This window comes from Bacillus gobiensis, from assembly GCF_001278705.1.
In the GTDB taxonomy this organism is placed as follows: domain Bacteria; phylum Bacillota; class Bacilli; order Bacillales; family Bacillaceae; genus Bacillus; species Bacillus gobiensis.
This window is the reverse complement of record NZ_CP012600.1, coordinates 1,474,489-1,488,150: the sequence shown is the minus strand read 5'-3', so window position 1 is coordinate 1,488,150 and position 13,662 is coordinate 1,474,489. Positions and strand designations below refer to the sequence as shown.

The window sequence follows — 13,662 nt, the reverse complement described above, 5'->3', positions numbered from 1 at the left end:
CCTCACGTCTTAAGCCTCATTCTCCTCCATCCCGGAAGGAGAGAAAACCATTGAATTACCAATCCGAATTATCCGCATTTTTAAATGACAGCCTTTCTTACAAAACGATTCCAATTGTTGAGTCCTTTACAGTGGATACACTGTCTCCGGTTCAAATGATTGAAAAGCTTGACCGGGAGATTACTTATTTTTTAGAAAGCAAGGATGAGTCTTCAGATTGGTCCAGATACTCCTTTATCGGATTGAATCCTTTTCTAACGATAAAGGAAAAAGACGGAGCCTTTCTTGCCTGTGATGAAGAGAAGCATTTAATTAGCAAGCCTCATTTGAAACAAATGATCGAATGGATGAATGAAGCGTATAAAATCAAAATACCGGAACTCGATATCCCATTTACTGGGGGAGCTGTCGGTTATTTAAGTTATGATTTCATTCCGTTAATAGAGCCTTCGGTTCAGCCGCATCGTGACGTGACAGATCTAGAAAAATGCATGCTTTTTGTATGCCAGACCATCATTGCTTTTGACCATGAGCTGAAAAAGGTTCATTTTATCCATTACGCCCGTTTAAATGGAACAGAGTCAGACAAGGAAAAAGAAAAGGTGTTTTTGGAAAACCAGCAATCGTTAAAACGCCTTGTCACAAAGCTTTCCGAGCCAAAGGAAACAAAAGATGTTCTTCTGTCAACCGTCCAGCAAAAAGAAAAACTGAGTGATAAAGAGTTCTCCTCCAATTATGAAAAAAGCCGGTTTTTAAAGGATGTTGAAAAACTGAAGGAGTACATTAGATCCGGGGATATATTCCAAGGTGTTTTATCCCAGCGGTTTGAAATGCCAGTCAAGACAGATGCTTTTGAGCTGTACAGAGTGTTACGCATGGTGAATCCGTCTCCGTATATGTATTATATTAAGCTTCCAGACAGGGAACTTGTCGGTAGCTCACCTGAACGATTAATTCATATACAGAATGGACACCTCGAAATTCATCCGATTGCAGGCACGAGAAAACGTGGCGCGAATCAGAAAGAGGATGATGATTTAAAACAAGATCTCTTAGCCGATGAAAAAGAATTGGCTGAACACTATATGCTGGTAGATCTTGCCCGAAATGATATTGGAAGAGTCGCGGAATACGGGTCTGTCAACGTTCCCGAGCTGACTAAAGTCGTCTCCTTTTCACACGTCATGCACATTATATCGATTGTGACAGGAGTTTTGCGGGAAGGTATACATCCTGTGGACGCGCTGATGTCGGCCTTTCCGGCAGGAACTCTTTCCGGATCACCTAAAATCAGGGCTATGCAGCTACTAAACGAACTTGAACCGACACCGCGGGAAACCTACGCCGGGTGTATCGCTTACATTGGCTTCGATGGAAATATAGATTCGTGCATCACTATTCGTACAATGAGCATAAAAGACGGAATTGCGTCTGTTCAAGCCGGTGCAGGAATAGTCGCGGATTCTGTCCCAGAGAAGGAATGGGAGGAAAGCTTAAACAAAGCCGCTGCTCTTTTAGACACAATTAAAATAGCAGAAGACATTTTTGCCGACAGGGAGGAAAAAGTATATGAACTCACTACTCAACCACGTAGTTAATGGACACAGGCTTACTGAGCAAAATGCAGCTGAGCTGATGGACCAGATGATGGCAGGCGAGCTCACACCTTCAGAAACCGGTGGTATTTTATCTCTTCTCGCGTACAGAGGGGAATCGGTTGATGAAATCACCGGTTTTGTAAAAGCGATCAGAAACCGTGCTGTTCAAGTGGACGAAATCGATGAAGTGGTGGATACGTGCGGAACCGGTGGAGATGGTGCATCAACGTTTAATATTTCGACTGCAGCAGCCATTGTTGCTTCTTCCTGCGGCGCCAAGATTGCTAAACACGGAAATCGATCCGTATCTTCGAAAAGTGGAAGCGCTGATGTGTTGGAGCACTTGCAGATTGCCATTCAGTCGACTCCCGACGAAGCAAAGCAAGCCGTTTTAAAGAAAAATATGACGTTTCTGTTTGCTCCACTTTATCATTCATCTATGAAAAATGTAGCTCAAGTCAGAAAGGAGCTGGGATTCCGAACCGTATTTAATATTCTTGGGCCTCTGATCAATCCAATGCAGGCAAAGCGCCAAGTAATCGGTGTATATTCATTAGAAAAAGCGAAAATCATGGCTGCTGCCCTTGAACGGTTCGGGCCGAAACACGTTTTATTTGTCAATGGTGAAGACGGCTTGGATGAACTGACAATAACGGCTCCGACAAATGTGATCGAACTTAAGGACGGAGAGCGGAAGGAATATAAAATCACACCGGAAGAAGCCGGACTTTCGTATGGCAGGATCACGGACATTCAAGTTAATACCCCCGAGGAAAGCGGAAAGATCATTACGTCAGTTTTTAACAACCGTACTAGCGGAACAGCCTTACACATTATCGCTTTCAACGCAGGCGCTGCCCTTTATACTGCAGGCAAGGCGCAGAACCTGAAAGAAGGCGTCGAAATAGCGTTAGATGCGATTAAAACCGGAAAAGCACTTGACCAATTGGAAAAACTAAAACAAAAAAAGGAAGAATTATATGCTTAACAAAATTATCACCAGAAAAAGAGAAGATTTGCAGGATCTTAGCCTGCCAGAAGATTTGGAAATACCCATTCGGCCTTTTAAAGAAGCTTTAGAAACATCAACTCGATTTCTCGGCTTAATTGCAGAAGTGAAAAAAGCCTCCCCATCAAAAGGATTGATAAAAGCTGATTTTCAGCCGGAAGAAATTGCTCGTTCCTATGAAAGAGCAGGCGCGGATTGCTTATCCGTGCTCACGGATTTTCCATTTTTTCAAGGAAAAAATGAGTATTTAACGTCAGTGAAAAGAACCGTACAGCTGCCGATCTTGCGAAAAGATTTTATACTCGAACCGATTCAAATTGAAGAATCTAAAAGAATCGGTGCTGATGCGATTCTTTTAATTGGTGAAGCACTGGAGGCGGATAAGCTGCACGAACTGTATTTGGAAGCTTATGAAAAAGGACTCGATGTCCTCGTAGAGGTACACGATCAGCACACCCTTGAAGAGATTCTGAAGCGATTTACACCTGAAATTGTCGGTATCAATAATCGAAACTTAAAAACGTTTCAAACGACGCTTGAGCAAACATTGAGTATCGCCCAGCTTGTCCCAAAAGAATCATTATTGATTAGTGAAAGCGGCATTTCATCAGCAGAGGATTTGCTTTTTGTTGAAGGGTGCGGTGCAAAAGCGGTATTAGTCGGAGAATCTTTAATGAGAAAAGATGACCAGCTCGTGGCTATTCAGGACTTATTTGGAGAAACCAAAAATGGGAACGCCTAAATTAAAATATTGCGGGATGACATCGCTGCGTGATTTTCAAGTCGCCTCGCAATCAAAAGCCGATTATATCGGGTTTATCTTTGCAGAGAGTAAACGAAAAGTATTGCCGCAGGACGTAAAAGGCTGGATAGATCATACGGATCCGGCAGGCAAAAAGCTTGTTGGCATTTTTGTGAATGAATCTGTTCCATCCATAGTCCAAACAGCTGCAGAGTCGTCGTTAGATGTGATTCAGCTGCACGGAGATGAAACCGTGAGCGAGATCACCGAGCTAAAGAAACAACTTTCTCCAGAGAAAAAAATTTGGAAGGCTCTTCATCATAATGACAAGACGCTTCAATTGATGGAAACATACTCTCCGGCAGTTGACGGGTTTGTCATAGATACGTTTTCTAAAAAACAACGCGGCGGTACGGGTGAATCGTTTCCGTGGGAGTATATCCCAAGCTATACGAAAGCGGCAATAGAGGCTGGAAAAGACTGTTTTATCGCCGGCGGGATCTCAGCGGAAAACGTAGAAGACTTGATGAAATGGAAGCCGAGCGGGGTTGATTTATCTAGCGGCATTGAGGAGAATGGAAGAAAATCAAGTGCTTTAATCAAAATGTTGGAAGAGAGGATGTTTCATCATGAATAACTATCCTGATAACAAGGGAAGGTTCGGCGAGTTCGGCGGCAAATTTGTTCCTGAAACGATTATGCAGCCTTTAATTGAAATCGAAACCGCTTTTCAAAACATAAAAGAAGATGCAAGCTTCCGCGAGGAATACCTTCATCTATTACAAGAATATTCCGGCAGGCCGACAGCTTTAACGTATGCAGATCAAATGACGGCATATTTAGGCGGGGCAAAAATTTATTTGAAACGGGAAGATTTGAATCATACCGGAGCCCATAAAATCAATAATGCCATTGGCCAGGCACTGCTTGCGAAGCGAATGGGGAAAACGAAAATCATTGCGGAAACCGGAGCTGGTCAACATGGCGTTGCGACGGCGACAGTTGCTGCAAAGTTTGGCATGTCGTGCAGGATATTTATGGGAGAGGAAGATATCGAAAGACAGGCGCTGAATGTTTTTCGGATGAAGCTTCTCGGAGCGGAAGTTGTTCCGGTGACAAGCGGAAACGGCACATTAAAGGATGCGACGAACGAAGCTTTCCGATATTGGGTACAGCACTGCAACGATCACTTTTACATTATTGGCTCAGTTGTCGGCCCGCACCCTTATCCTTTCATAGTGAGGGAATTTCAAAAAATCATCGGCGAAGAAGCTAAACAGCAATTTTTAGAAAAAGAAGGCAAGCTTCCTGATGCCGTTGTAGCATGTGTTGGTGGCGGCAGCAACGCAATCGGCATTTTCGACAGCTTTTTGTCAGAAGATGTACAGCTTGTCGGCGCAGAGGCTGCCGGAAAAGGCATCGATACTCCTTTTCATGCTGCTACTATAGGGAAGGGAACAAAAGGGGTGATCCACGGGTCGATGACCTACATGATCCAGGATCAATTCGGACAAATTATCGAACCTTATTCCATTTCAGCAGGACTTGATTATCCTGGTATCGGGCCGGAGCATGCGTATCTTCATTCCACCGGCAGAGTCACTTATCATAGCGTAACAGATGATGAGGCAATAGCTGCATTGAAACTGCTAACCCGCAAAGAAGGCATACTTCCGGCTATAGAGTCTGCTCATGCCCTTTCTAAAGCATTTGAAATGGCAAAAGGAATGTCAAACGATCAAACTATCTTGATTTGTCTTTCAGGAAGAGGAGACAAAGACGTTCATACGATAATGAAAGTAATGGAAGAAGAGGTGAAAGTAGAAGATGAAGCTTTCAAGTCATCCGCAAGATAAATTATTTATTCCCTTTATTACTGCAGGAGATCCTTTGCCGGAAGTAACGATAGAGCTAGCTAAGTCACTACAGAGAGCCGGGGCTTCTGCAATTGAATTAGGCGTTCCTTATTCTGACCCGCTAGCTGATGGTCCTGTGATCCAACGTGCATCCAAACGGGCGCTGAAAAACGATATGAATATCGTAAAAGCGATTGAATTGACAGGTGAGATGAAAAAAAATGGCGTAACGGTGCCAATAATTCTTTTTACGTATTATAATCCTGTGTTACAATTAAATCCGGATTACTTTTTCACTTTACTGCGAGAAAATAAAACAGAAGGACTGCTAGTCCCTGATTTGCCTTTTGAAGAAAGCGCCTATCTGCAGCAAGAATGCAAAAAACATCAAATCACTTACATCTCGCTTGTTGCGCCAACAAGTGAACACAGAATGAAAAAGATAATTGAAAAAGCTGAAGGATTTATCTATTGTGTGTCGAGCCTGGGGGTCACAGGGGTACGCAATCAATTTGATCCGTCGGTTTACCCGTTTATTCGCAAAGTGAAAGAGATCAGCTCGTTACCTGTAGCTGTCGGCTTCGGGATCTCCAGCTCGAAACAAGTAAAAGAGATGAACGAAGTGAGTGATGGGGTTGTTGTGGGAAGTGCCCTCGTCAACAAAATTGAACAATTAGAGGACGAGTTAATTCAACCGGGTACAAGGGAAAAAGCACTGAAAGAATTTGAGGAATACGCCAAAACTTTCAGCGGGTCTTACATGCTAAAATGAGGTGACGTTCAATTGCAGATTAAACAACAGTTGACCAAGCTGAAGCCCTATCAGCCTGGAAAACCGATTGAAGAAGTAAAAAAAGAATTTAATTTAAGCAAAGTGACAAAGCTTGCGTCCAATGAGAATCCCTTCGGATCTTCAAATCATGTGAAGGAAGCCCTTCAAAAGGAAGCGGCTTTCTTAGCTCTTTATCCAGATGGTTCGTGTGCGAATCTTCGGAAGAAGCTTGCTGCCTTCTTACATGTGAATGAGCAGTCGCTAATCTTCGGAAATGGCTCTGATGAAGTCATTCAAATTCTCAGCAGATCTTTATTGGATAAAGATTCCAATACAATTATGCCTGCCCCTTCATTTCCGCAATATAAACACAATGCAGTCATTGAAGGTGCTGAAATTCGTGAAGTCCAGCTTCTTGAGGATGGATCCCATAACTTAAAAGGGATGCTTGATGCAATCGATGAAAAAACTAAAATCATCTGGTTATGTACACCAAACAATCCGACAGGGACATACATTAAGGAAAAAGAATTCAGAGAATTTTTGTCTAAAGTTCCACGGCATGTGCTGGTCGTTTCAGATGAAGCTTACTATGAGTATGTCGATGCAGAGGATTATCCGGAGACGATCCCTCTTTTAGAAGAACATTCGAATTTAATCATTCTAAGGACTTTTTCTAAAGCATATGGATTATCTTCGCTGCGTGTCGGTTATGGAATTGGCCGTCCGGAGCTTTTGAGAGCGGTAGAGCCTGCACGCGAGCCATTTAATGTAAATAGATTTGCTCAAGCAGCGGCAGCTGCAGCCTTGGAGGACCAAGATTTTATAAAAGACATTGTCTCCAAATGCAAGGAAGGGCTGGAGCAATATTATCGCTTTTGTTCAGAAAATAATCTTGATTATTACCCTTCCCAAGCCAATTTCATACTAATTGATTTTAACAGGGACGCGGATGAATTGTTTCAATCCTTGTTAGAAAAAGGCTATATTGTCCGGTCCGGAAAGGCTTTAGGCTTCCCGACTTCATTACGCATTACAATTGGTACAAGGGAACAAAACGAAGAAATCATTGCAATTTTAAAGGAATTACTCTAAGAGGTGATGAACGTCACCTCTTATGTCTATTGACCAGGGAGATTACAGAATCAATGAATCATTCTAACGAAACCATTTTTATGGTAGGACTAGGTCTTATCGGGGGTTCCATAGCACTTGCGATCAAGAATGAATTTCCGGAAATTTGTATTGCCGGCTATGATATCTCTGAGGAACAATCCGTTGCTGCTAAAAAATTAGGTGTTATTGACCGTATTTCCTCTTCCATTGAAGAAGGCATAAACGAAGCCTCGATCATTTTCCTTTCAACGCCGGTGGAACAAACCGTGAAATTGCTTGACTGTATTGCAAAGTCGGAACGAAAGGAACCTCTTCTCGTTACTGATGTAGGCAGCACAAAAAAACGAGTGGCTGATTATGCAGAACAGGTGCTTCCGGAGAACTTCGAATTTATTGGCGGACATCCGATGGCTGGTTCGCATAAATCAGGAGTCACTGCGGCAAAGAAGCTTTTGTTTGAAAATGCATTTTACATACTCACGCCATCAAAATCAGCAAAGTTGTCTTCGCTTGCTAAATTAAAGGAACTGCTGAGAGGAACTCACGCGAACTTTTTGGAAATGAGTCCTGAAGACCACGATGAAGTTACGAGCGTCATCAGCCATTTTCCCCACATTGTTGCTGCGAGCTTAGTCCATCAAGCTTCACGATTTGAAAATGGATTTCCGATTGTGAAGCGACTTGCAGCTGGGGGGTTTCGCGATATTACGAGAATAGCTTCCAGCAGTCCGGCGATGTGGCGGGATATTTTGCTGCATAATAAGGATAAAATGATCAGCCGTTTTGATGAATGGCAAAAAGAGATGGATAACATCCGTTCGTATGTTGAGAATGAAGATGCCGAGAACTTGTATGCCTATTTTCAGATGGCGAAAAATTACCGGGATGGCTTGCCGATCAAGCAAAAAGGCGCAATACCTGCGTTTTATGACCTTTATGTTGATGTCCCTGATTCACCGGGAGTGATTTCAGAAATTACGGCAATTTTAGCTGCAGAACGAATAAGCATCACAAACATTCGCATTATCGAAACGCGTGAAGAGATAAACGGAGTGCTTCGAATCAGCTTTCAATCGGATGCTGATCGGAAGCAAGCGGAAAAGTGCATTCGAATCCGCGCAGAATATGATACATTTTACGCTGACTGAGGTGGTTATGCATGAAAATAAGTAAAGTTGATCAATTATCAGGAGAAATTCAAATTCCCGGAGATAAGTCCATCTCCCACCGGTCAGTCATGTTTGGTGCATTGGCAGAAGGAAAAACGACCATTCGCAATTTTTTAGAAGGGGCTGACTGTTTGAGCACGATCAGCTGTTTCAAAAAAATGGGCGTTTCTATTGAACGTGATGGAGAAATCGTGACTGTGTACGGACAAGGAATCGATCAATTACAGGAACCTGTTGAGGTGCTTGATACCGGGAATTCAGGAACAACGACGAGACTCATCCTTGGTATACTGGCTGGAAGAGGGTTTCACAGCACTGTAACTGGTGATGAAAGCATTGCAAAACGGCCGATGAAGCGTGTAACCGTTCCGCTAAGAGAAATGGGCGCCTCGATTGACGGCAGAAATGGCGGTGATTTTACACCGATTTCTGTAAGAGGCGGCCAGCTAAAAGCGATCCAATATACGTCGCCGGTAGCCAGTGCGCAGGTAAAATCGGCGATTTTGCTTGCTGGTTTACAGGCTAGCGGAACAACTTCAGTTACAGAACCGCATAAATCCAGAGATCATACTGAACGTATGCTTACTATGTTCGGGGCTGAAGTCGAAACCAACGGTATGGCTGTTTCCGTTCAAGGCGGGCAGAAGCTGAAAGGGACTGATGTCTTTGTACCAGGAGATATTTCTTCCGCTGCGTTTTTTCTTGTGGCCGGAGCTATCGTACCTAACAGCCGAATCGTTCTGAAAAACGTTGGATTAAATCCTACTCGAACCGGTATAATCGATGCTTTAAAGAAAATGAACGTCGAGCTTACAATCATCGAGAATCAATCGGACAGCCCTGAGCCTTTTGGTGATCTTATCATTGAAACGTCTTCACTAAAAGCTGCCGAGATTTCCGGTGACTTAATTCCGCGCTTGATCGATGAAATTCCGATTTTGGCCCTGTTGGCAACTCAAGCAGAAGGTACGACAATCATTAAGGATGCTGCCGAATTAAAGGTGAAGGAAACGAACCGGATCGATACGGTAGTCTCTGAGCTGAAAAAGCTGGGGGCAAGCATTGAACCTACTGAGGACGGAATGATTATCCACGGAAAAACAACCTTAAAGGGCGGAGCAAATGTTTCCAGCCACGGGGATCATCGAATTGGCATGATGCTCGGAATCGCAGGTTTAATTTGCGAGGAAGCCATCAATATTGAGAACACCGATGCAATTGAAGTATCTTACCCGAATTTCTTCAGCCACATCGATACATTAACGGGTAAAGCCTGAGGACTTTTTGGACTCAGGCTTCTTCTCTATTTTAGTTTTCCTCATATTTTTGAGAATGCTCTCATAGCTTGTCTTAAGACATAAATGAGAGGCGGCGGTATATCTGTCTTATATATTGGATCGTGCGAGAATAATGAAAAATGACAAAGTGAAAACGTGCTCGATTCTTGTTAACGGAAGCCGAATTGATTACATCCGTAGCTCAATGGATAATTATCATTTTATTAAGATGAATATGAGCCCATATATTATGGCTCCGGGAAGGGTGAGCATCGACCGGACTCCGGTAGAGCAGCTGCCTTTTTCCCAGTTTAAAAAGCATGCAGAAGAAACATATTTAAAAAAAGGTGTTACTGTGATTATTACTGTTGTAAAGCTTTCTCATGAAAGAGAGTTAAAGCAAAAGGTCGGAAAAAGAAGAAAAACGTATTTTAACAGCCCGATTGACTACTATATCGCTGTGCAGATCCCTCTTTCTGCGTTAACACCATCATTTGTCAGAGCCTGCAAAAAATTAAACGTATCCTGCATATTTCTCGAACACCTGGACCAATATGATTGGAATAATGTGCCTTGGGGATGGATTAGCGATGCCTTTTCTGACACCTCGATTCCGCTTGTTCCGTGTTTTCCGGAATCCCTTTCATTTATTAAGCTATTTATGTTAAAAGCAAGGTGGAGAAAATCACTCTCCAGCGCTCGGATTACTTTTTTGGATGAGCCGTTGAAAGAAGAACTTACATTGGCTCATGAACAGCTTTTTAAGCTGGGAATTTGTCCTGCCAAAGGAGAAATTCGTGTGGGGGGAGATGTGGATTATAATCTTTTTTACGTAAATGAAAGCAGAATTCTTGCAGGAGACGGTTACCGCCTTTATGATAGGGATACCCCAATCATATCCGTGCACAAGGGAAAATTGCAAAAAGCAGGAGAAGGAGTGTTTTTCAAACCAGGTTTTGGAGAAGAATGTTATACAGGGAAAGCAGTTAAGTTCCATAATAAATCAGCATTTGTTTAAAGAAAGGAAAGGTTTTAAGTGAATACAGCTATTCAAGAAGCGATTGCGTTGGTAGAGGAAGGGCAAACAGAAAAAGGCCTGAAAACATTGGACAGAATCGAGAAGAATCTCCATGATGAAGAAAAGGCTGTTGTTGCCGAGCTTTATTACAATTGGGGTGATATTCATAAAGCGGCTGCCATGATTGCAGATTTACATGAATTGTATCCTTTTGAAAGCAATCTGACGTGTTTTTACGCAGAGCTGTTAATTGAACTGGATAAAGAAGAAGAAGCCATAGCTCTTTTAGAAGAGATCCCAGCTTCAGATGAACAATATCCGGAAAGCCTTTTACTTTTGGCTGATTTGTATCAGATGCAAGGACTATTCGAAGTTAGTGAACAAAAACTTCTTAATGCCGCAGAGTTGCTTCCGGATGAACCGATCATACAGTTTGCGCTTGGCGAGCTTTATTTTACTCAAGGATTGTATGGTAAAGCGCAATCCTATTATAAAAAAGCATCCGGAAAGGAACATACAATCGCGGGTATTTCCCTTGACAGCAGAATTGCCGAATCACTCAGCCACTTAGGAGAATTTGAGGAAGCTCTTACGTTTTATAACCAAATACCAAAACATCTTCTGGAACCCGACACCCTCTTCGGTTACGGTATGACCGCACTTAAAGCTGGACAAACCAAAACGGCCGTCAAGCATTTAACTGAATTAAAAGAGATGGATCCCGGCTATACTTCGCTGTATGTCCCGCTGGCTTCAAGCTTTGAAGAAGAAGGCATGTTTGATGAAGCCATAGCCGCAGCAAAAGAGGGGATAAAGCAGGATGAATTCAACAAAGAACTATACCTTTTTGCGGCGAAGCTCTCTTTAAAGCTAAAAAATGACGCCGATGCCGAACTGCTTTTGCAGGAAGCTGTTGCACTGGATCCCGGTTATGTGGAGGCCGCTCATGTGTTGTTGTCCGTATACTTGCAAAAAGAGGACTACCAGGCAATACTTGACTTGGTTCGCGAGGTAGAAAGCTATGGGGAGACTAACCCGAAATTTTCATGGTATTTAGCAACTGCCTACAAAGAACTGGAAGAGTATGATTCAGCCGCGGCCAAATACAAGGAAGCCTCTCAACATTTTGAATCAGATCGAGACTTCCTTTACGAATATGGACAATTTCTGCTTGAGGAAGGAAGGCAGCGAGAAGCTCTTCCTCTGTTGAAAAAAGTGCTTCACATTGATGGGGTAAATCAGGAATTGGAAGAAACCATTTTGCGAATTGAAGAGGAAGAATTTTTGGGTTAAAGAAGGAAAAAATAAGGTTATGTGGAAGTATAGATTAAAGGGAAGAATATAAGGAACGATAGAGGAGGGAATAAAATGCACACCCCTGTTTCTGTCAATGAAAAAAAAGATTTTATTCGGTGGTTTCTAAATCATTACCAATTGAAAAGAAGAGAGTGTGTATGGATTCTAAATTATTTAATGAGTCATGATTCATTAATGGAAAAGGTGCATTTTGTGGAAAATGCAGAATATTGCCCTCGCGGCATCATCATGTCAACTCATTGCGTAGAGGAAGCTCCTTTTCGATTTTACAAACAAAACGTAATGACTACCGACGCAGAAAAATCTTTTCACGATATTCGCCTTAACAAAAATCAAAGTTTATTTATTCAGCTCAATTTCCGTTCGTCCTATCATTCGCCAGAGTATGCGGCTGTGTTGGAATCTAACCCGCACCTGCCGAAGGAAATGAATGAAAACGAGAAGGATCGGACGATTGCCGAAGATCTTCTCCAACACGCCATAGCCTCCTTTCAAAAAGAGAAGCTTTTGCATGAAATTGATCTCGCGCTGGATAGAAAAGACAAAAAAGCGTTTGTTGAACTCACAGAAAAGCTGCAAAAGTTAAAATGAAGAGTGTGATAAAGCACCAGTCTCCAAAGCTTAGTACGCAGCAACCAGCCTTGCACACTCTTTGCAGGGCTTTTTTTCTTGATCAAAAAGATTGCGAAAGGAGCACCCGATGAAATGGAGAGCAAAAGATGCCGAGCTATACCTTCACTCAAAGGAGTATATAGATACGGCTATTATCCCAATCGTTTCTGTACAACTAGATTCAAACTGGAAATCAATTGTCACTAAAGGAGAGTATACGTCGCTGATCACAGAGGAGCTTGAAAGGCAGTTAAAAGGACGGGTATTCTTATTCCCTTCGTCAACTTATGTGGAAAAAGAATTTTCGCTGCCATTTATAAGAAAGCTTGGTGATTCAGTCAATCGCGAGTTTCGGCATGTCGTATTTATCACCACTGAGGAAGAATGGAAGGATGCATTGGAAGAGTTTCAAGTAATCACCATTCCGCATGTCCCTCTTGAAGACTTGAGCACAGCCTTGAAACAAAAAATGGTTCAAGACCAAATAGAGAAAATTTTGAACATTTTGTTACAATATTGGAACGGCTCATAAAAACCCTTACATTTGCATCAGACTGGGATTTCTCTGTATTGACCTTACTAAGAGATTGATATATTATGAGGGTGTCTTGCCATACGGAATTGTTTTTTTCATGAAACGAAGGGTGATGACTTAGGGGGGAGTATGTGATGAGCGAAAAAAGACATCAGGTATCTAGGCGCCAGTTTTTGAATTATACGCTTACAGGCGTAGGGGGATTTATGGCTGCAGGGATGCTTATGCCTATGGTTCGTTTCGCGCTCGATCCAGTATTGCGGCCGACGGAAAATCAAGAGATGGTGCAAGTGGTCAGCGTCGATGAATTAACCGAGGAGCCTCAGCGCTTTGACTTTAAAATCAATCAGGTAGACGCTTGGTATGAATCAGAGGAGTCACGGTCAGCTTGGGTGTACAAAAACGGCGATAAAGTGACAGCGCTATCACCAATTTGTAAACATTTGGGATGTACCGTGAACTGGAACAGCGATCCCAAAAATAAAAACATGTTTTTCTGCCCGTGCCATTACGGACTATACGAAAAGGATGGAACAAATGTACCCGGAACTCCGCCGCTTGGACCTTTGGACCATTACGAACATGAAATCAGGGATGGGTTTCTTTATCTCGGGAAAGCAAAGCCGAAGGGGGCGGGGTAA

14 protein-coding genes are annotated in these 13,662 nt (G+C 42.7%); all 14 read left to right on the top strand.

Translation table 11 applies throughout. The features are described 5' to 3' along the window. Positions 1–50 precede the first annotated feature (50 nt). The 14 genes from trpE (at position 51) to AM592_RS07190 (ending at position 13,662) form a co-directional block, all read left to right on the top strand. Positions 51–1,598: an anthranilate synthase component I gene (gene trpE, locus AM592_RS07255; protein WP_053603171.1), complete on the top strand. Its 1,548-nt coding sequence runs from the start codon at positions 51–53 to the stop codon at positions 1,596–1,598. Further along, positions 1,570–2,586, top strand: a complete 1,017-nt coding sequence (gene trpD / locus AM592_RS07250; RefSeq protein WP_053603170.1) for an anthranilate phosphoribosyltransferase — start codon at positions 1,570–1,572, stop codon at positions 2,584–2,586. The genes trpE and trpD overlap by 29 nt, the downstream gene beginning before the upstream one ends. Further along, positions 2,579–3,349: an indole-3-glycerol phosphate synthase TrpC gene (gene trpC / locus AM592_RS07245; RefSeq protein ID WP_053603169.1), complete on the top strand. Its 771-nt coding sequence runs from the start codon at positions 2,579–2,581 to the stop codon at positions 3,347–3,349. Before trpD ends, trpC begins: the two co-directional genes overlap by 8 nt. Next, complete coding sequence (locus AM592_RS07240) at positions 3,336–3,986, top strand: phosphoribosylanthranilate isomerase (protein WP_053603168.1); 651 nt, start codon at positions 3,336–3,338, stop codon at positions 3,984–3,986. Before trpC ends, AM592_RS07240 begins: the two co-directional genes overlap by 14 nt. Beyond that, positions 3,979–5,205: a tryptophan synthase subunit beta gene (gene trpB / locus AM592_RS07235; RefSeq protein ID WP_053603167.1), complete on the top strand. Its 1,227-nt coding sequence runs from the start codon at positions 3,979–3,981 to the stop codon at positions 5,203–5,205. The genes AM592_RS07240 and trpB overlap by 8 nt, the downstream gene beginning before the upstream one ends. Further along, a complete protein-coding gene (trpA, locus tag AM592_RS07230; RefSeq protein WP_053603166.1) occupies positions 5,177–5,977 on the top strand; it encodes a tryptophan synthase subunit alpha in 801 nt (266 codons plus the stop codon). The genes trpB and trpA overlap by 29 nt, the downstream gene beginning before the upstream one ends. 12 nt (positions 5,978–5,989) lie before the next feature. Continuing rightward, positions 5,990–7,072: a histidinol-phosphate transaminase gene (gene hisC, locus AM592_RS07225; protein WP_053603165.1), complete on the top strand. Its 1,083-nt coding sequence runs from the start codon at positions 5,990–5,992 to the stop codon at positions 7,070–7,072. A 53-nt stretch (positions 7,073–7,125) separates the two neighbouring features. Then, positions 7,126–8,241, top strand: a complete 1,116-nt coding sequence (locus tag AM592_RS07220; protein WP_053603164.1) for a prephenate dehydrogenase — start codon at positions 7,126–7,128, stop codon at positions 8,239–8,241. 11 nt (positions 8,242–8,252) lie between these two features. Continuing rightward, positions 8,253–9,539: a 3-phosphoshikimate 1-carboxyvinyltransferase gene (aroA, locus tag AM592_RS07215; protein WP_053603163.1), complete on the top strand. Its 1,287-nt coding sequence runs from the start codon at positions 8,253–8,255 to the stop codon at positions 9,537–9,539. 133 nt (positions 9,540–9,672) lie between these two features. Then, on the top strand, positions 9,673–10,557 hold the full coding sequence (locus tag AM592_RS07210) for a hypothetical protein (RefSeq protein ID WP_148564320.1): 885 nt from the start codon (positions 9,673–9,675) through the stop codon (positions 10,555–10,557). Positions 10,558–10,575: 18 nt separating this feature from the next. Beyond that, positions 10,576–11,850, top strand: coding sequence for a tetratricopeptide repeat protein (locus AM592_RS07205; RefSeq protein ID WP_053603161.1), 1,275 nt, complete (start codon positions 10,576–10,578; stop codon positions 11,848–11,850). A gap of 75 nt (positions 11,851–11,925) precedes the next feature. Continuing rightward, positions 11,926–12,465, top strand: a complete 540-nt coding sequence (locus AM592_RS07200) for a ReoY family proteolytic degradation factor (RefSeq protein WP_053603160.1) — start codon at positions 11,926–11,928, stop codon at positions 12,463–12,465. A 109-nt stretch (positions 12,466–12,574) separates the two neighbouring features. Beyond that, complete coding sequence (locus AM592_RS07195) at positions 12,575–13,018, top strand: DUF2487 family protein (protein WP_053603159.1); 444 nt, start codon at positions 12,575–12,577, stop codon at positions 13,016–13,018. Between the two features lie 137 nt (positions 13,019–13,155). Then, the gene (locus tag AM592_RS07190; RefSeq protein WP_053603158.1) at positions 13,156–13,662 is read left to right on the top strand and encodes a Rieske (2Fe-2S) protein; all 507 of its coding nucleotides are present in this window, start codon (positions 13,156–13,158) and stop codon (positions 13,660–13,662) included.

What these genes read in the sequence shown, in the direction of transcription:
- AM592_RS07200 (WP_053603160.1), top strand. Translation starts at nt 11,926, where the DNA reads ATGCACACCCCTGTTTCTGTCAATGAAAAAAAAGATTTTATTCGGTGG.
- AM592_RS07190 (WP_053603158.1), top strand. Translation starts at nt 13,156, where the DNA reads ATGAGCGAAAAAAGACATCAGGTATCTAGGCGCCAGTTTTTGAATTAT.
- AM592_RS07195 (WP_053603159.1), top strand. Translation starts at nt 12,575, where the DNA reads ATGAAATGGAGAGCAAAAGATGCCGAGCTATACCTTCACTCAAAGGAG.
- trpC (WP_053603169.1), top strand. Translation starts at nt 2,579, where the DNA reads ATGCTTAACAAAATTATCACCAGAAAAAGAGAAGATTTGCAGGATCTT.
- aroA (WP_053603163.1), top strand. Translation starts at nt 8,253, where the DNA reads ATGAAAATAAGTAAAGTTGATCAATTATCAGGAGAAATTCAAATTCCC.
- trpA (WP_053603166.1), top strand. Translation starts at nt 5,177, where the DNA reads ATGAAGCTTTCAAGTCATCCGCAAGATAAATTATTTATTCCCTTTATT.
- trpB (WP_053603167.1), top strand. Translation starts at nt 3,979, where the DNA reads ATGAATAACTATCCTGATAACAAGGGAAGGTTCGGCGAGTTCGGCGGC.
- trpD (WP_053603170.1), top strand. Translation starts at nt 1,570, where the DNA reads ATGAACTCACTACTCAACCACGTAGTTAATGGACACAGGCTTACTGAG.
- AM592_RS07210 (WP_148564320.1), top strand. Translation starts at nt 9,673, where the DNA reads ATGAAAAATGACAAAGTGAAAACGTGCTCGATTCTTGTTAACGGAAGC.
- AM592_RS07220 (WP_053603164.1), top strand. Translation starts at nt 7,126, where the DNA reads ATGAATCATTCTAACGAAACCATTTTTATGGTAGGACTAGGTCTTATC.
- AM592_RS07240 (WP_053603168.1), top strand. Translation starts at nt 3,336, where the DNA reads ATGGGAACGCCTAAATTAAAATATTGCGGGATGACATCGCTGCGTGAT.